Source organism: Thalassospira lohafexi (genome assembly GCF_002844275.1).
GTDB lineage: Bacteria > Pseudomonadota > Alphaproteobacteria > Rhodospirillales > Thalassospiraceae > Thalassospira > Thalassospira lohafexi.
In genome coordinates this window covers 316,280-333,714 of sequence record NZ_NXGX01000003.1, presented here as the reverse complement: position 1 = coordinate 333,714, position 17,435 = coordinate 316,280, and the positions used below count along the sequence as shown (strand labels likewise).

General features: G+C 54.0%; 19 protein-coding genes. 9 read left to right on the top strand and 10 right to left on the bottom strand.

Going from position 1 to position 17,435, the window contains the following annotated elements; translation table 11 throughout:
* Positions 1-10 precede the first annotated feature (10 nt).
* From hisA to hisB, 5 genes are all read right to left on the bottom strand, one after another.
* Positions 11-739, bottom strand: coding sequence for a 1-(5-phosphoribosyl)-5-[(5-phosphoribosylamino)methylideneamino]imidazole-4-carboxamide isomerase (gene hisA, locus COO92_RS08500; RefSeq protein WP_101301359.1), 729 nt, complete (start codon positions 737-739; stop codon positions 11-13).
* Positions 736-1,290: a GNAT family N-acetyltransferase gene (locus COO92_RS08495; protein WP_240626374.1), complete on the bottom strand. Its 555-nt coding sequence runs from the start codon at positions 1,288-1,290 to the stop codon at positions 736-738. Before COO92_RS08495 ends, hisA begins: the two co-directional genes overlap by 4 nt.
* On the bottom strand, positions 1,287-1,937 hold the full coding sequence (gene hisH, locus COO92_RS08490) for an imidazole glycerol phosphate synthase subunit HisH (protein ID WP_101301356.1): 651 nt from the start codon (positions 1,935-1,937) through the stop codon (positions 1,287-1,289). Before hisH ends, COO92_RS08495 begins: the two co-directional genes overlap by 4 nt.
* Positions 1,934-2,401, bottom strand: coding sequence for a DUF2628 domain-containing protein (locus tag COO92_RS08485; protein ID WP_101301354.1), 468 nt, complete (start codon positions 2,399-2,401; stop codon positions 1,934-1,936). The genes hisH and COO92_RS08485 overlap by 4 nt, the downstream gene beginning before the upstream one ends.
* A gap of 81 nt (positions 2,402-2,482) precedes the next feature.
* A complete protein-coding gene (hisB, locus tag COO92_RS08480; RefSeq protein ID WP_101301353.1) occupies positions 2,483-3,082 on the bottom strand; it encodes an imidazoleglycerol-phosphate dehydratase HisB in 600 nt (199 codons plus the stop codon).
* Between the two features lie 248 nt (positions 3,083-3,330).
* On the opposite strand from hisB, the gene COO92_RS08475 reads away from it, so the two are divergent.
* Together COO92_RS08475 and COO92_RS08470 are read left to right on the top strand one after the other, a co-directional pair.
* A complete protein-coding gene (locus COO92_RS08475) occupies positions 3,331-3,999 on the top strand; it encodes a hypothetical protein (RefSeq protein WP_165792303.1) in 669 nt (222 codons plus the stop codon).
* Positions 3,953-5,086 carry a helix-turn-helix domain-containing protein gene (locus tag COO92_RS08470; protein WP_101301349.1) on the top strand — a complete coding sequence of 378 codons (1,134 nt, stop codon included), beginning with the start codon at positions 3,953-3,955 and terminating at the stop codon, positions 5,084-5,086. Before COO92_RS08475 ends, COO92_RS08470 begins: the two co-directional genes overlap by 47 nt.
* An 86-nt stretch (positions 5,087-5,172) precedes the next feature.
* Here the strand turns inward: COO92_RS08470 and ade are convergent, their stop codons facing one another.
* Positions 5,173-6,903 (bottom strand): adenine deaminase, encoded by a 1,731-nt coding sequence (ade, locus tag COO92_RS08465; protein WP_101301348.1) that lies wholly within the window; start codon positions 6,901-6,903, stop codon positions 5,173-5,175.
* A gap of 206 nt (positions 6,904-7,109) precedes the next feature.
* Here ade and hslV point away from each other — a divergent pair, with 206 nt between their 5' ends.
* Together hslV and hslU are read left to right on the top strand one after the other, a co-directional pair.
* Positions 7,110-7,664, top strand: coding sequence for an ATP-dependent protease subunit HslV (hslV, locus tag COO92_RS08460; RefSeq protein WP_022733707.1), 555 nt, complete (start codon positions 7,110-7,112; stop codon positions 7,662-7,664).
* 61 nt (positions 7,665-7,725) lie between these two features.
* Positions 7,726-9,036, top strand: coding sequence for an ATP-dependent protease ATPase subunit HslU (hslU, locus tag COO92_RS08455; protein ID WP_022733708.1), 1,311 nt, complete (start codon positions 7,726-7,728; stop codon positions 9,034-9,036).
* A gap of 73 nt (positions 9,037-9,109) precedes the next feature.
* Here the strand turns inward: hslU and COO92_RS08450 are convergent, their stop codons facing one another.
* Both COO92_RS08450 and COO92_RS08445 read right to left on the bottom strand, forming a co-directional pair.
* Positions 9,110-10,519 carry an ATP-binding protein gene (locus COO92_RS08450; RefSeq protein ID WP_101301346.1) on the bottom strand — a complete coding sequence of 470 codons (1,410 nt, stop codon included), beginning with the start codon at positions 10,517-10,519 and terminating at the stop codon, positions 9,110-9,112.
* 216 nt (positions 10,520-10,735) lie between these two features.
* Positions 10,736-11,317 (bottom strand): malonic semialdehyde reductase, encoded by a 582-nt coding sequence (locus COO92_RS08445; protein ID WP_101301344.1) that lies wholly within the window; start codon positions 11,315-11,317, stop codon positions 10,736-10,738.
* Between the two features lie 304 nt (positions 11,318-11,621).
* On the opposite strand from COO92_RS08445, the gene COO92_RS08440 reads away from it, so the two are divergent.
* The 5 genes from COO92_RS08440 (at position 11,622) to cysK (ending at position 16,412) form a co-directional block, all read left to right on the top strand.
* Positions 11,622-12,776: a polysaccharide deacetylase family protein gene (locus tag COO92_RS08440; protein WP_240626373.1), complete on the top strand. Its 1,155-nt coding sequence runs from the start codon at positions 11,622-11,624 to the stop codon at positions 12,774-12,776.
* Between the two features lie 147 nt (positions 12,777-12,923).
* Positions 12,924-14,150, top strand: a complete 1,227-nt coding sequence (coaBC, locus tag COO92_RS08435) for a bifunctional phosphopantothenoylcysteine decarboxylase/phosphopantothenate--cysteine ligase CoaBC (RefSeq protein ID WP_101301341.1) — start codon at positions 12,924-12,926, stop codon at positions 14,148-14,150.
* A gap of 80 nt (positions 14,151-14,230) precedes the next feature.
* On the top strand, positions 14,231-14,698 hold the full coding sequence (gene dut / locus COO92_RS08430; RefSeq protein WP_101301339.1) for a dUTP diphosphatase: 468 nt from the start codon (positions 14,231-14,233) through the stop codon (positions 14,696-14,698).
* 105 nt (positions 14,699-14,803) lie between these two features.
* Complete coding sequence (locus COO92_RS08425; protein WP_022733714.1) at positions 14,804-15,259, top strand: RrF2 family transcriptional regulator; 456 nt, start codon at positions 14,804-14,806, stop codon at positions 15,257-15,259.
* 202 nt (positions 15,260-15,461) lie between these two features.
* Positions 15,462-16,412, top strand: coding sequence for a cysteine synthase A (cysK, locus tag COO92_RS08420; RefSeq protein ID WP_022733715.1), 951 nt, complete (start codon positions 15,462-15,464; stop codon positions 16,410-16,412).
* Positions 16,413-16,523: 111 nt separating this feature from the next.
* Here cysK and COO92_RS08415 read toward each other — a convergent pair whose 3' ends face one another.
* On the bottom strand, positions 16,524-17,015 hold the full coding sequence (locus COO92_RS08415; protein WP_206186380.1) for an SRPBCC family protein: 492 nt from the start codon (positions 17,013-17,015) through the stop codon (positions 16,524-16,526).
* On the bottom strand, positions 17,012-17,344 hold the full coding sequence (locus tag COO92_RS08410; protein WP_101301337.1) for an ArsR/SmtB family transcription factor: 333 nt from the start codon (positions 17,342-17,344) through the stop codon (positions 17,012-17,014). The genes COO92_RS08415 and COO92_RS08410 overlap by 4 nt, the downstream gene beginning before the upstream one ends.
* Positions 17,345-17,435: the final 91 nt, after the last annotated feature.

The following is a 17,435-nucleotide window of genomic DNA, read 5'->3' as shown; positions in this document are numbered from 1 at the left end:
GTGTGTATCGTTAGGACAAGGCCGCAATGGCCGCGGTAAGGTCAATGCGCCCATCATAAAGGGCACGTCCGGAAATCGCGCCATCAATACCGGCATCGGTGTGGGCCTTGACCGCAATCAGATCATCAAGCGATGATACCCCGCCCGACACAATCACCGGGGTCGAGATGGCCGACGCCAGTGCCACGGTGCTTTCGATATTGGGTCCGCCCATCGCACCATCGCGGTCGATGTCGGTAAAGATGATGGCGGCAACGCCGCAATCTTCAAACTTTTGCGCCAGTTCAAGGGCGGTGACTTCGGATGTTTCAGCCCAGCCTTCGACCGCGACATAACCGTCGCGCGCATCAATGCCGACAGCCACCCGGCCCGGCCATTTGGCACAGGCTTCCTTGACGAAATCAGGATTGCGCAGCGCCACGGTGCCAAGGATAACGCGGGTAATGCCCTTGTTCAGCCAGTAATCCACGGTTTCCATGGTGCGGATACCGCCACCAAGCTGAGTGCTGGCTTTGCCATCAACGGCGGCCAGAATGGAATCAACCGCTGCCCCATTGACCGGTTCCCCGGCAAAGGCGCCGTTTAGATCAACAATATGGACCCAGTGACACCCGGCGGCGACAAATTCACCGGCCTGTGCGCCGGGGTTATCGTTAAACACGGTCGCCTTGTCCATGTCGCCGCGCAAAAGGCGAACGCAGGCACCGTCTTTGAGGTCAATTGCGGGATAAAGATTCACTGCTCGGTGTCCTGTATTTTCTTGGTGTAGTAATAGCCTTCGACCATCTTGCCGTCGATCATCGCGTAATAGGGATTGATCCCCCAACGGACGTATCCCAGCCCATTATAAAGCGCGATGGCGGCAGTCTGGGTTTCGCGAAGGTCCAGTTTCAAAACGCTGTAGCCAGCTTCACGGGCGAAATATTCGATGCCACGCACAATCGCCTTGCCATTGCCGCGCCCGCGCGCCCATGGGGCAACGAAATGGCCGGAAATCTGTGCGGAATGGCGCTGTGCTTCGAGGTTGGCCGGGGTTTCGATCAGCTGTGCCGCGCCGGAAATCACGCCATCAACGCGCGAAACAAACAAGTTGCGCCCAGGCATCAGCAAAACGCCACGCCAGTATTTTTCCATATCCGGGCGATCTGGTGGGGTCAGCCAGCCAAAGCCGCCGCCTTCGATAATGGCCTGCGTGCAGGCATCAACGATGTCGGACAGATCCCCCGCCGAAAGCTGGGTGACATGTTCGGCCATGACGCCATCCTGAATGGTATCACTTGGTGCGATCATGGTTTCCATCCCAGGAAATTCCCAATGATGGTAAGGCCGGTTTGCTGGCTTTTTTCCGGGTGGAACTGGGTGCCGACCATATTGTCGCGTCCAATCATTGCAGTTAAATCGCCGCCATACGACACCGATGCCAGCCGTTCGGCCGGGTTGGCGACATGCATGTGATAGCTATGTACGAAATAGGCGTGATCGCCATCCGAAATACCGTTCATCACCGGGTGTGCCTTCCCGGCGGGATCAAGAACAAGCTCGTTCCAGCCCATATGCGGGATTTTAAGGGTCGGGTCGTTTGGCTCAATCGCAACCACTTCGCCCTTGATCCAGTCAAGGCCATCGGTGGTGACAAATTCGCGCCCGACAGACGACATCAACTGCATGCCAACACAGATGCCAAAGAACGGCTTGCCGCCCTTAATCACCTGTTCGTTCAGCACATCGACCATGCCGGTCACCGCATCAAGCCCGGCCCGGCAATCGGCATAGGCGCCAACACCCGGAAGCACGATATGGCTGGCGCTGCGGACTTTTTCAGGGTCATTGGTGACAATGATATCGTCGGAAAATCCGGTTTCACGGGCGGCGCGCTCAAATGCCTTGGCAGCCGAACGCAAATTGCCTGAGCCGTAATCAATAATCGCAACACTCATGGGTAGGATGGGCTCCCGGTTGAGGGGGTGGAGACAACAGTTTGCGGCGGTGATGCCAATTGCGCGGTGCCAAGGTGGGCTGTTCTGATCCGTTGGCTGCCAAGATTGGCAAAGCAGCGATATTCGGCATCAGAGTAGGTTTTACCGGCCACGATATCGACCATTTTCCAGCCCTTGGCGGCAAGCTTGCGGCGCCTGAGGTCATTGCCAATCAGGCCAAAGCCGATGCCGGTCAACAGGGCCAACGCAAAGTCCATTTCCGGCCCGCCGTTAAACAGCCGGACCAAGAGGCCGGACGCCAACGACACCGCGACAATTGCGAAAAAGCCAAGCCACAGACGATGATACAACGCCCAAAGCCCCGACAGCAGAAAGGCCCAGAAATTGAACCCTTCGCGGATCAGGATGGCGTTTTCCATCGGGTCGGCATCGCCGGGATGGATATGGACTGTGTAAACCTGCATCGAAAACCGATTTTCTGGTCCCGGTGGCACCAATGTCCCACCGGTATACTCCCGATCTTTATGTGATCAGATCACGTCAGATCAAAGTGATCCACCAAGTGTGCCCTTGGTCGACGGAATGGCATCGGATTTGCGCGGATCAATTTCAATTGCCACACGCAGCGACCGTGCCAGCGCCTTATAGGCACTTTCGACGATATGGTGATTGTTCTCGCCATAGAGGTTCTCGACATGCAGCGTAATGCCGCCGGCCTGGGCAAAGCCCTGGAACCATTCGCGAAACAGCTCGGTATCCATATCGCCGATCTTGTCGCGGTTAAAATCGACATTCCAGATCAGATACGGGCGGCTTGAAATATCAAGCGCGACACGAGTCAGCGCCTCATCCATCGGCAACAGGCAACTGCCATACCGGTTGATGCCCTTTTTATCGCCAAGTGCTTTGGCAAAGGCTTCGCCAATGGCAATCCCGGTATCTTCGGTGGTGTGATGGAAATCAATATGCAGGTCGCCCTTGGCCCGGACCTTAAGGTCCATCAGGCTGTGGCGTGAAAGCTGTTCGAGCATGTGATCAAGGAAGCCAACGCCAGTTTCGACGTCATAAACGCCGGTACCGTCAAGGTTCAGCTCAACCGTGATCTGGGTTTCGTTTGTATTACGCTCAACGCGGGCCTTGCGCATGCAAAGCTCCTTTCCTGCAGATAGGGATGCATATGTTGGGACGTATGTAGCAACAAACTGGCGCAAATGCCAGTGTTAGGACGTTACCGCATTTCGCGTATCAGTGTTTCTTTTTTGTATTGAACTATGATCGTCGGAATAGAAATATTCAGAGAGTGAATATTTTTTGAATAAAAATTGACATAATTAAAAAAATCAGGCATTTGTTAACTATCGGATCGCAATATTCAATGGTGTTAGGTGATGTAGTGGATCGACAAGACATACTAAAAGCTCTAGCAGACCAACTTGAAAATAAGCTTTGGCATTTGGCCGAGCAGTTCAAGGTTACTCTTAGAGGATTGGCGCAAACCGAGCATTTTGATTTGGATGACCGGGCGGCAGTTGGGAATGCTCTGCACTCCTCTCTTCCCAGTGCATTTGCCGCCTCAGAACTAGGTTCTGAGGGTTTCAAGTTGATCAAAGATGTTGTCGGGCCAGGAAACAAGATTGTAGCGAAGGTCGAGATTGAAGGCGAAGAGCGTTCTGTATGTCTTGAACTACATAATGCTGGTCCTCAAGGAGGCACTCGCAAGAAAAAACATCAATACGCTTCGGAAGACGTTGCTGTGGAGCCGAGATTTCAAGGGTTTGATGTTGTTGCACCAAAAAGGTTGTTGCTCTTCTTAGCTTATCACTTGAACGGTGTGCGAACTGCAGTGGAAAGCCTTCATCTTGTATTTTCGGATGGTGTTGACCGACGAAGCATTCAGTTGTTTAAGGCTGATGAAAGCTATGTTGCGCAATCTGCCCCAGTCCAACCGCAGAAAATGCCAGAAGTTGGGTCTGCGTTGAAAATTAGAGAACGTGCCTTGGGAGAGGCTAATAAACATGCCCGGAAAGCAAATAAACGGAGGAATGCTGCTCCTAGCTCGTAAGAGAAGGCGAAAAACCCAAACAGAACTCGCCAATGAATCACGTGTTCCGCAAGCTGCGATTTCACGTATTGAAAATGGCACTAGAGACGCGCTGTCTATGGAGGAAATCCAATCGATAGCGCGTGTTTTGGGATTCCCGTCCGCTTTCTTCTTTGAGCAGGAGCCGCTCTATCGTCGCCCAATTAGCTTGCACGGTGCTGCCTTCAGAAAAAAAGCTTCTGTCTCCGTCAAAGATCAGGATGCAGTCGTTGCTATGGCGAACCATTATGTAATGCAGCTTCGCCGTATGCTAGATGCGATTGAACTGGAGCCCCAATTTAAACTTCTTCAGTTCGAAATTGTTAGTGACCGGAATGGTGCTGCCGATTTTGCAGAAGCAGTGAGTAGTGCGTCTGAAGCAGCTGAAAAAGTTCGTCAATCTTGGCAGCTTGACAAAGGGCCAATTGAGAACCTCGCGAAGTACGTTGAGGCTACTGGCGTAATTGTAATATTCAGCGATTTTGGTGATGCAGATATTGATGGTCTGACGCTTCGCCCTGTAGGTATGCAGCCAGTTGTTTTGCTAAACAAGAATCGTCCAGCTGACCGGTTACGTTTTAGTCTAGCGCATGAATATGGTCACGTTGTTTTGCATCCGTATCCTTCGGAGGAGATGGAAAAGGAAGCAAATGAGTTTGCTGCGGAACTCTTGATGCCTCGGGCTGGGGTTTTACCAGACCTGAGAAAGAAACTGACTTTACCCTATTTGGGCTTACTTAAGCTGAAGTGGGGTGCTGCGATGTCAGCTCTTATTTATCGTGGCAAGAGTTTGGGTACGTTGTCTGGTGACGAAGCTGTGTCGCTATGGAAAAAAATGAGCTTTTGCGGCTATAGAACCCGTGAACCGGAAGAGTTTGATATCGAATTCGATTTTCCGAAGCTTAGTGGTGATCTAGTCGATATGCACATGCATGATCTTGGATACTCGCTTGAGGAGCTAGCAGAAGCTTTTAAAACGCTTCCTGCTGAGTTTGCAAAAATGCACGGATTGGAAACACCAACAGAGCTCAAGAAACCAAAGCTTCGCTTGGTTGTTAGTAGTAATTAAGGGTGTGAGCAGCAGAGATTGCGGTGAAGGCAAGCATATTTGCCGCAAATTTTGCGGTGATTAAAGCGGTCTTCACCGCAAAACCCTCAAACAAAATCGAACTTATCGACATCAAACAGGCCGCGATCGGTCATTTTGAGATGCGGGATGACCGGGAGGGCGAGGAACGCGACCTGAAGGAAGGGTTCGGGCAGCACACAGCCCAAATCCTTGGCCGCTGCGCGCAGCGTAATCAGGTCTTTTTCGACCACCTCGAACGGCTCAAGGCTCATGAGGCCTGCGACCGGCAACGGCAGTTCAGCCGTGACTTTGCCGTTATCGGCAACGGCAAAGCCGCCGCCCATTTCAATCAGGCGATTGACCGCAGCCGCCATGTCAGCATCATTTGCACCGACCACAGTGATGTTGTGGCTGTCATGCCCGACCGAGGAAGCAATCGCACCGCGTTTAAGGCCAAAGCCGCGTACAAAGCTTCTGCCGATATTGCCATTGATGCCGTGGCGTTCGACGACCGCGACCTTGATCACGTCGTTATCCAGATCGGGTTTGAGGCCATTTTCGCCAATTTCAAGGGTGGCTTCGTCGCGGAAGGTCAGGATCAAGCCCGGTTTGACTTTAATCACCGGGGTCTGGTTTTGGCCCGGTTTGGGGTCGCAGGCAAATGCGGCCGCATCAACGGGGGTGGCCTTCATGGATGACAGGCCGACTGGGTCGATGGTTTTGCGCTTGGCAAACAGATCGTTGGTGACACGGCGGCCCGCGGCGATGACAGCGCTAACATCGCAGGTATCAAGATCATCGAGAATGGCGATATCGGCCCGCCAGCCCGGGCCGATCAAACCGCGATCGCGCAGGCCAAAAATGCGCGCAGCGGAATGAGATGCCGCGCGATAGGCATGATGGATCGGGCAATTGCGGGCTTTCAAATGTCCGATCAGGCGGCGCACCAGACTATCAAGATGGCCTTCTTCGCCGATATCAAGCGGATTGCGGTCATCGGTACACAGGGCCACGAAGCTAGAGCTGTTTTCATCCAAAATCTCGGCCAGTGCTTCGAGGTCCTTGGAGACTGATCCTTCGCGGATCAGGATCGCCATGCCCTTGGCAAGTTTTTCGCGCGCTTCGTCGGCCGATGTTGCTTCGTGATCGGTGCGGATGCCAGCGGCCATATAGCCGTTCAAATCAAGCCCGCGCACCAGCGGCGCATGGCCATCAATATGCCCATCCTGAAAGGCTTCGAGCTTGGCCATGATGCCCGGATCAAGGTTGAGCACGCCGGGATAGTTCATCATTTCAGCCAGCCCGACGACCTTTTCATGATCGCGGAACGGCAGAAGATCTTCGATTTCAAGCCGTGCGCCCGCCGTTTCAAAGGCGGTGGCCGGAACGCAGGATGACAGGTTGACCCGGATGTCCATCACCGACTGTTCAGCACATTCAAGGAAGTACTTAATCCCGTCAGCACCGAGAACATTGGCGATTTCGTGCGGGTCACACAGAACCGTGGTCACACCGTGTGGCAAGACACAGCGGTCAAATTCAAGCGGGGTGACCAATGAGCTTTCGATATGCAGATGGGTATCTATAAAGCCCGGAACGGCGAATTTTCCGGTGCAATCGATCTCGGTCTCGCCAGCATAACTGTCATGGGTACCGACGATGCGGTCGCCAAGGATTGCGATGTCGGTCACAGTGACGTTACCGGTGATGACATCGAGCAACCCGATATTGCGCAGGACCAGATCCGCCTTGATTTTTCCCTGCCCCGCAAGGATGCATTTGCCAAGATGGGATTGGGTCAGATCGGTGCTGCTCATGGGTTTGGGTCCTGCATTCTTTGAAATTCTTTTGTGGCATAAGCCTAAAGCAAGTTAGCGCACTGTGCCTTGAATTTTTTATGGGTCTTGGCGTTGAAACAGTATTTGCCATTCGACAAAACCCTATGATCGGCCTTGGCCCTTGACCGGGCGGTTGTGCGTGCTAACTCTTGGTCGAAGCATTGGATGATATTCAAGGATAATTCATGAGCGAACAACAAAGCTGGCACGGCACGACGATCCTGTCTGTGCGCAAGGGGAATGAAGTCGTGGTGGCCGGTGATGGTCAGGTGTCGCTGGGCCAGACCGTGATCAAGGGCAATGCCCGCAAGGTCCGCCGGATTGGCCAGAAAGGTGACATCATTGTCGGTTTCGCCGGGGCGACGGCGGATGCCTTCACCCTGCTTGAGCGTCTTGAAGCCAAACTGGACCGTCATCCGGGCCAAACCATGCGTGCCTGTGTTGAACTGGCCAAGGATTGGCGCACAGATCGCTATTTGCGCAAGCTTGAAGCCATGATGGCGGTGGCTGATCGCGACATTTCGCTGGTTTTGACTGGTCAGGGTGATGTTTTGGAACCTGAAGACGGCATTATCGCCATCGGATCGGGCGGAAATTATGCCTTGTCTGCTGCCCGTGCGCTGATGGATCAGGACATGACCGCCGAGGAAATCGCACGTAAGGCGATGAAGATTGCCGGTGAGATTTGCGTCTATACCAATGGCAGTGTCACGCTCGAAAAAATCGAGGATGCGAAATAGGCAGGGCGCCGTTTCGGGCCCTGATCACGCATCCGTCGCAATAACAACACGGAACACCAAAATGACCCAGAATTACAGCCCGCGCGAGACGGTTTCCGAACTGGATCGCCACATTATCGGTCAGAAAGAAGCCAAACGCGCGGTTGCCATTGCGATGCGCAATCGCTGGCGTCGGCAGCAGCTTGACGACACCATGCGCAATGAAGTTCTGCCTAAAAACATCCTGATGATCGGCCCGACCGGGGTGGGTAAAACCGAAATTGCGCGCCGTCTGGCAAAGCTTGCCGATGCACCGTTCATCAAGATCGAAGCCACCAAATTCACCGAAGTCGGTTATGTCGGGCGTGATGTTGAACAGATTGTGCGTGATCTGGTCGAGGTGTCGCTTGATCTGACCCGTGAGGCCATGCGCAAAAAGGTCCGGGCCAAGGCAGAAATGCAGGCCGAGGAACGTATTCTTGATGGTTTGGTGGGTGAAAACGCGTCGGCTGATACCCGCCAGAAATTCCGTAAGATGCTGCGTGAAGGCGAATTGCAGGACAAGGAAATCGAAATCAACGTTCAGGAAAGCAGTTCGTCTTCGATGCCGACCATCGATATTCCGGGCATGCCCGGTGCCCAGATGGGCATGATGAACCTGAACGACATGTTCGGTAAGGCCTTTGGCGGCAATACCAAGCCCAAACGCATGACTGTCACAGAAGCCTTTGAGCGTCTGATTGATGAAGAAGGCGACAAGCTGCTTGATAATGACAAGGTTACTGCCGAGGCGATTGATAATGTCGAGCAGAACGGCATCGTATTCCTTGATGAGATCGATAAAATCACCGCGCGGTCGGAACGTGGCGGCGATGTGTCGCGCGAAGGCGTGCAGCGTGATTTGTTGCCGCTGATCGAAGGCACCAACGTTTCAACCAAACACGGGACGGTCAAAACCGACCATATCCTGTTTATCTGTTCGGGCGCGTTCCATCTGGCAAAGCCATCGGACCTTCTGCCGGAATTGCAGGGTCGTTTGCCGATCCGGGTGGAGCTCAAGGCGCTTACCGAAGGCGATTTCCGTCGCATCCTGATGGAGCCGGAAGCCTCCCTGATCAAGCAGTATATTGCGTTGATGAAGACCGAAGACGTCACACTGGACTTTAGCGATGATGCGATTGATGAAATTGCCCGCATTTCGGCCAGTGTGAATGAGGCGGTCGAAAACATCGGCGCACGCCGCCTGCATACGGTGCTTGAAAAGCTACTGGATGATATCAGCTTTACCGCGACCGATCGGGCGGGCGAGACGTTCAAAGTCGATGGCGCCTATGTCCGGGAGCAGGTCGAAGAGCTGTCGAAAGATACCGATCTTTCGAAGTTTATTCTGTAGCCGAAACGAATAAGAAAACGACTTACATTAAAAAAGGCCAGCATTTCGGTGCTGGCCTTTTTGTCTGAACGGGTCAGGCGCTGTGCAATTTGCGGATATTGTTGTTGGCCTTGGCCGGCAGATAGACGGTAAAGACCGACCCAACGCCCTGTTCGCTGTCGATGATCATGGTGCCGCGGTGGCGTTGCACCAGATGTTTAACAATGGCCAGACCAAGGCCCGTTCCGCCAACCGCACGTGAGCGGGCGGTATCAACCCGGTAAAACCGTTCGGTCAGGCGCGGCAGGTGTTCGCGTGCGATGCCGTCGGAATGGTCGCGGATGGCGACGGCCATGATACGGTCATGGCGGAACCGGGCCAGCGCACCGGGTGGGGTTTTGGCCAAGGTAATCGAAACTTCGACATCGGTATCGGGATGACCGTATTTGATGGCGTTTTCGACCAGATTGACAAACACCTGTGTCAGTTCCTTTTCGTCGCCGACGATTTCGGTGTTATCAAGCGCATGATCAACGCGGATCTTCATGCCCTTGGCATCGGCTTTCATCGCAAGGGTTTCAGCAACCTTGCCAATGATTTTACCAACGTCGCAATCCTCGGACGGCGGGGTATGTTCGTTCAACTCGATCCGCGCCAGCGACAGCAAATCTTCGATCAGATGCTGCATGCGCAGGCCTTGATCGCGCATCACAGGCAAGAATTGTGCAAGGGCATCCGGATCATCTTTGGCCGGACCTTCAAGCGTTTCGATAAAGCCCAGCAGTACTGAAAGCGGTGTGCGCAATTCATGGCCGGCATCGGTGGCGAAATCGGCACGCATCTGTTCAAGTTTGCGAAGCTCGGTCAGATCGGAAAAGCTGAGAACAAAATTTCGGTCGCCGGTTGCTGCGGGCAGGCGTGCGGTCAGCACGTCAAAATGACGGTGTGCATCACTGGCCAGAATGAACTCGGCATGCTTCATGGTTTCGCGTTCGTTGGCAACATCATCAAACGCGTCCAGAAGGATCGGATCACGGATAAAACGCGTGAGATCGCGCCCGGTTTCAAGATTATGAAACAACCCACGTGCAGCCTGGTTGAACCCGGTAACAACCCGGTGCCGGTTGACCATCACCACCGGATTGGGCAGGTGATCAAGGATTTCGGCATCGGTGCTGGTCTGGGTTTCCAGATGTGAAATACGTTCGCGAAACGCACTGGCGATCTGGGTATAAAGCGATGAGAGTTCAGACGCCGCGCTAAAGGAAAGATGCTGTGGCGGTGTTCCCCGGAACCGGTCGCGCAGATCGGTGGCGTAGCGGGCAACCCGGCGCAAATCGCCAAAATAGATGCGCAGTATCGCAGCAATTCCCAACCAGGAAAGCGTCGCGGCGACGACTGCCGTGCCCCAGCCAAGCAGTTCCATCGCCGCAAGGACGACGAATACAATGCCTGCTGGAAAGGCAACGGCCAAAGCCGTAAGTAACAATTGGCTGAAACCCAATTGACGCTCCTGTTGAGAAGGTATGATGACCTGTTACTGTACGCAGGTCTAAAAGTGGACCTAAAATGGTTATACGCTGGTAAAGATCAAATAAAAGTTTGATGACAGTTTTCAAGGTCATGAAGCAATTGAAAAAAAACGTCTGCGATCCTGAAAAAGACCGCAGACGCAGGAACGGATGGCAACGATTGCCCGTTGTGAGGTGTCGCTGTGTCCTTAAAGGATACGGGCACCCTGATCGAAGCTTAGACGCGGGCTGCGTTCATGCAGTTTGGCTGCATCGCCGTAACCGATATTGATCAGGAAATTGCTTTTAACCGGGGTATTGGCAAAAAATTCCGTGTCCAGTTTTGCATTGTCAAAGCCCGACATGGGGCCGCAATCAAGCCCAAGACCGCGCAGAGCCAGAATGAAATAGCCCGCCTGAAGCGACCCATTGCGAAACGCCGTTGTTTTAATCGCATCATCCTTTCCGGCAAACCATGACCGGGCATCGGTATGGGGGAACAGATCGGGCAGTTTTTCATAAAATTCCATGTCATGGGCAATGATGGCGGTGACCGGTGCGGCCATGGTTTTATCAACATTACCGGCAGCAAGGCAGGGTTTAAGCCGTGCCTTGGCGTCAGGGGATTTTACAAAACTGATCCGCATTGGTTCGCAATTGGCACTGGTTGGTCCCATCACGGCCAGATCCCACGCCTGTTTGAGAAGGTCGGTATCAACATCGCGGTCCAGCCATTGGGTATGGGTGCGCGCGCCGTGAAACAGAAGATCAAGTGCAGTGGAATCAAGCATGGAACCTCTCAATTTGGATGGGGGTTAGGACTCTTTCATAAAGTTAAGCATACAGGGACAATTCGCAACCGTGCATGCCCTATCCATATGAAATGTGGAAAAACAAGTGGTTCACTGGTATTTTCATATGAAAGATGATCTCGAAAAACGGGACGCTTCCTGTGGCCGGAGGTCACAATGTTGGGGCGAGGTGCCATGAACCAGGTGTCCGCCACGAGGAGTGGTTCGCAGAATACTGGAAATAGAAATGACATTTGACGCCAAAGGGCACGCATTGGCCACCGCGTCGACACGGATGACTTCCATGTCCATGCTGCGCAGTGTGGTGGTTGGTATTTCATTCGCCGTCGGACTGACATTTGGTGCCGGTCATGTACTGGCGCAATCAGCTGACGATCAGACAACAAATTCTAGCGCGGAGTCGGTGCCGACCGAAACTGTGACGACCGATCAGGCGAATGCCGATGTAAATGATGCCGCGGCGACAACGACCAATGACGCAATGACGGCCAAAACACCGACCGGTGATGCGAAATCGGCCGTGGTTTTCATGTATCATCGCTTTGGCGAAAATGATTACCCGTCGACCAACATCACCACCGAGCAGTTCGATGCCCAGATCAAGGAACTGACCAACGGCAATTACACCGTGCTGGGCGTGCCCGAGATTGTGGCCGCCCTTCAAGGCGGCGGCGGATTGCCCGACCGGACAATCGGGATCACGATTGATGATGCCTATCGTTCTGTCTATGAGCTGGCATGGCCGGTTTTTCGTAAAAACAACATGCCATTTACCGTGTTTGTTTCAAGCGAGCAGATCGACGCAGGTTATTCCAATTATATGACCTGGGACATGGTGCGCGAAATGGTGCGCGACGGGGCGACGATTGGCGGGCATAGCCAGCATCATTCCCATTTGCCCGACCTTCCGATTGATGAAGTCAAAGCCGAACTTGACCATTCGGCAGAGCGGTTTAAAGAAGAACTCGGCTTTGTCCCGGAAATCTTTGCTTATCCTTACGGTGAGGCAAATGATGACGTGATCAAGGCGGTCACGGACGCCGGGTACAAGGCGGCGTTTGGTCAGCAAAGTGGTGCGATGAGCGACGAGTCAGATTTCATGTATCTGCCGCGTTTTGCCCTTAACGAGCATTATGGTGCGATGGAACGCTTTAGCCTGGCGGCAAATTCTTTGCCGTTGCGGGTGAGCGACGTGACACCGGGCGACTATACCCTGACACGAAACCCGCCAGCCTTTGGCTTTACGTTAAAGGAGCCTGCGCCAAACGTGTCATGCTATCCGTCTGATGGGCAGGCAACCATGAGCCGGCTTGGCGATGAGCGGATCGAAATTCGCATGGATGGTCCGGTGGCGTCTGGTCGCTGGCGGATTAATTGCACCGCCCTTGGCGCGCAATCACGGTGGCAGTGGTTCGGGATGCTTTATACCGTCCCATAAACGCCATCATCGCGAACGCATCGTTTTAACGCCGCAGATTCAAACGGATTTGCGGCGTTTTTCATTGCGTTTTTTGGGTGCTTGCACGTGATCATGCGACAATGTAGGTTAACCACACTTCTTAACCGTAAATAGTTGGTAACCACAGTGCCACGTGCTCTCACAGGAAAGAATATCCTTCTGATCATCTCGGGCGGCATTGCTGCCTATAAGGTTCTTGAGGTGATCCGTCGGTTGCGCGACCGCGATATTAACATTCGCGCGGTCCTGACAAAAGGCGGTGCGCAGTTTGTCACCCCGTTGTCGGTTGCAGCACTTACGGAAAACAAGGTCTATCAGGATTTGTTCTCCCTGACCGACGAGGCGGAAATGGGCCATATCCGATTGTCGCGTGAGGCGGACCTTGTTCTGGTCGCTCCGGCAAGTGCGGATATTCTGGCGAAAATGGCCACCGGACAGGCCGGTGATCTGGCAACCACGGCCCTGCTTGCGACCAACAAGCCGGTGATGATTGCACCGGCGATGAATGTTGAAATGTGGAACCATCCTGCGACACAGGCCAATATTGCAACCCTTGAAAGCCGGGGTATTTTGCGTGTTGGGCCGTCTTCTGGTGATCTGGCGTGTGGCGAATTTGGGTCCGGGCGTCTGGCTGAACCAGCCGAAATCATTGCCAGCGTGCTTGATTTCCTTGAGGCGGCTGACGCGCCCAAGCCGCTTTTGGGCAAAAAGGCGATTGTCACCAGCGGTCCGACCTTTGAGCCGATTGACCCGGTGCGCTTTATTGCCAACCGGTCATCGGGCAAACAGGGGCATGCGATTGCCGAATCTCTGGCGCAGGCGGGGGCTGATGTGACGCTGGTGTCCGGCCCGGTTTCGCTTCCTGATCCGGCTGGGGTTACTTTGGTGCGGGTTGAAACCGCGCGCGAGATGCTGGCGGCGGTGACAAACGCGCTTCCGGCTGATATTGCGGTTTTTGCCGCCGCTGTTGCCGATTGGCGTGCCGCAGATGCGGCGGACCAGAAGATGAAAAAAGACGGATCAGGCGTGATCGCTGATCTGAAGCTTTTGGAAAATCCTGATATTCTGGCAACCATCAGTGCGTCCGGCCCCACCCGCCCGGCCCTTGTGATCGGTTTTGCGGCCGAAACGCAAAATGTTGCCGAGCATGCGCGCGCCAAACGGACGCGAAAGGGCTGTGACTGGATTCTGGCCAACGATGTTGCGCCCGATACCGGGACTTTTGGTGGCGATCAGAACGAAATCTGCCTGATTACCGATGATGATGAAAAAACCGATGAACGCTGGCCACGTCAAAGCAAAACCGGCGTTGCCCGGATGCTGACTGCGCGCATCATTGACCATTTTGCCTGATGCTTGCGCACAGGTGATCAGCATACTGCCATGCCACTAGACCCTTTCGGGGGCGGCGATACAAAAGACAAGGAAGAACCATGACGCGCTTGACCGTCAATTTGAAACGACTTCCTCACGGTGCGGATTTGCCGCTGCCCGATTATGCAACGGCACAGTCGGCGGCCGTCGATTTGCAGGCGGCGATTGACGGTGTTCAGGTGATTGCGCCGGGCAAACGGGCAATGATTGAAACAGGTATTGCGATTGCGCTTCCTGTCGGATTTGAAGCACAAGTCCGCCCGCGATCAGGCTTGGCGGCGAAAAATGGTGTCACGGTGCTCAACAGCCCGGGTACGATTGATGCCGATTACCGTGGTGAGATTAAAGTCATTTTGATCAATCACGGGGATGCGGCATTTGAAATTGAACGCGGCATGCGCATCGCACAGCTTGTTGTCGCACCGGTGACACAGGTGGCGTGGCAGGCGGTTGATGATCTGGATGAAACGGCGCGTGGATCGGGTGGATTTGGGTCAACTGGTACCAAGGGTGCGGTATCTGCTTGAACGGTCCGCTGGAACCAGCGGGTAATGCAAAGAATGCTCTGTCGAAATCAGGTCCAGATGGCATCTGGGGGGATGTCGGGGCCACAAGGGGAGTAGCGAGAAAAGATGTTAAAGCTTTCTAAGAAAATGCTGTTTGCGATCGAGGCGGTTGTCGATATTGCCTATAACGCGGCGGGTGAACCGGTACAAAGCCGCGATATCACCGCGCGTCAGGGCATCCCGAAACGCTATCTTGAACAGACATTGCAACAGCTTGTCCGGGCTGACATTCTGGTGGGTGTACGCGGCCCGCGCGGTGGGTATCGATTGGCGCGCGAACGCCGTCGCATCACGCTTTCTGATATTGTGTCGGTGATCCGTGCGATGGAAACATCCGATGACCCGATTGAAGATCCGGCAGGATCGCCGCTTGGCAAGGAAGTCGTCCGGCCATTATGGCGCGAGTTGCAAGATGAAATGATGGTACAACTGGCGAAAATCACGGTCGAGGATTTGTGCAATCGGGCACGGGATGCCGGTTTGCGCAGCGGGATCGAAGAATCCCCCGATTTCATTATTTAGTCTTCTGAACTGACGGTGGTGTATTGTATCTTAAATCAACAAGAAACCGCTGCGGTTCGTTAAAATCTACAGGCAACGGGTACGCCATCAAACGCCATATCCTGTACAAATCGCCAAAGCCCATTTGACACGGGGCAATAGCGGTTTAAATACAAATTGAGTATGTGCATGATGGTAAAATACAAAATAGTGCGAGGAAAACATGACTGAGTTTCGCGGTAAGATTTACGACAGCATTATCGACACCATCGGTGCAACGCCGCTGGTTCGCCTTTCGCGTCTGGCAGAAGCAGAAGGCGTAAAAGCGGATCTGATCGGCAAGCTTGAATTCTTCAACCCGCTGGCATCGGTCAAGGATCGTATCGGTCTGGCAATGATTGAAACCGCCGAGAAGTCTGGCAAGATCAAACCGGGTGCCACCCTGGTTGAGCCGACCTCGGGCAATACCGGTATTGCGCTGGCATTTGTGGCAGCGGCCAAGGGCTACAACCTTATTCTGACCATGCCCGAAAGCATGTCGATTGAACGGCGCAAGATGCTGATGCTTCTGGGGGCAAAGATTGATCTGACCCCGGCAGCCAAGGGCATGAAAGGCGCGGTTGCCCGTGCTGAAGAACTGGTGGCCGAGATTGATGGTGCGATCATGTTGCAGCAGTTTGATAATCCGGCCAACCCGGAAGTTCACCGCAACACCACCGCGCAGGAAATTCTCAAAGATACCGACGGCAACGTTGATATCTTTGTCTCGGGTGTGGGCACTGGCGGCACGCTGACCGGTGTTGCTGACGTATTGAAAAAGCATAACCCGAACATTCAGATCGTTGCCGTCGAACCGGAAGACAGCCCGGTTATTTCCGGTGGTGCACCGGGACCGCATAAAATTCAGGGCATTGGCGCCGGGTTCATTCCGGGCAACCTGAATAAAGATCTTATCGATACCGTAATGACCATTGGCAATGAAACCGCTTTTGCCACGGCGCGCAAACTGGCCGCCATCGAAGGCCTGCCAACCGGCATTTCGTCAGGTGCGGCAGTTGCGGCAGCGATTGAACTTGGTCAGAAGCCGGAAAATGCTGGCAAACGCATTGTCATCATCATTCCAAGCTTTGCCGAACGTTATCTGTCGACCCCACTGTTTGACGGTCTGCAATAAGGCGTTTGTCTTAAATGACAGTCGGAAAAAAGGCCCGGAGCATATGCTTCGGGCCTTTCTTTATTGAGGATGTTGTGCACACCACCACTTGCCAATCTGATCAACCAAGGCTCAGCCGTCGAGCCAGACGGCAAGACCGTCGAGCGTTTGCAAGCCGTATTCCACCGCGCCGAAGCCAATGACCGCCAAGCGTCGTTCGCGGGTCGGATGGAGTTGGCGCAACGTCACCACAGTTTTGCCGTCGCTTTGCGCGTCGAAAGTCACTGTCATGCGGAACCGTTCAGGGTCGTTGGGATCGGGCGTGCCATAGTCCATGACGATCCGCTCGTTCGGTATGATTTCCAGAAAGCGCACATGGTTTTCAAAGCGCTGTGGTTTGCCTTCGAACGTGCCGACCATGTCGAACCGCCACACCCCGCCTTCGCGGATGTCGGCCTCCTTGGTTTCGATATCAAGGCCTTCTGGGCCATACCATTTCGCCAGCGCCTCGGGGTTCGTCCAGGCAGCGAAGACCTTGTCGCGCGGATGGTTCAGCAGCTTTGCCAGCACGATCTCGCGGTCCAGCGACCAAGTCTCAATCGGATTTTTCATATCGTCCATCATCCTTCTTCCTGATTGTCCAGATGAAGTTCCAGTCGATCCAGCCGTTCGGCCCAGCGTCGACGCTCCGCCTCCATCCAGACTGCCGCCTCGTTGAAACGTTCTGGCACCAGTTGGCACCAACGGCTGCGCCCGCGCTTCTCACTGGCGATCAGGCCGCACTCCTCAAGTACTTTGAGGTGCTGGGTGAATGACGGTAGCGCCATGTTGAAAGGCGCGGCCAAGTCGCTTACGGACGCCTCACCGCTGGCAAGCCGCGAGACCACCGCACGGCGGGTCGGGTCGCTAAGGGCGTGAAACGCAAGATCAAGGGGGTCTGAATGATAAGGCATGTGCCTTAGTAAACTGAGTTTCAGGGCTACGTCAAGAATATTTAGGTATGTGCCTAAGTATTGGTGTGTGTCGCCCTGAAACAGGTTGTGA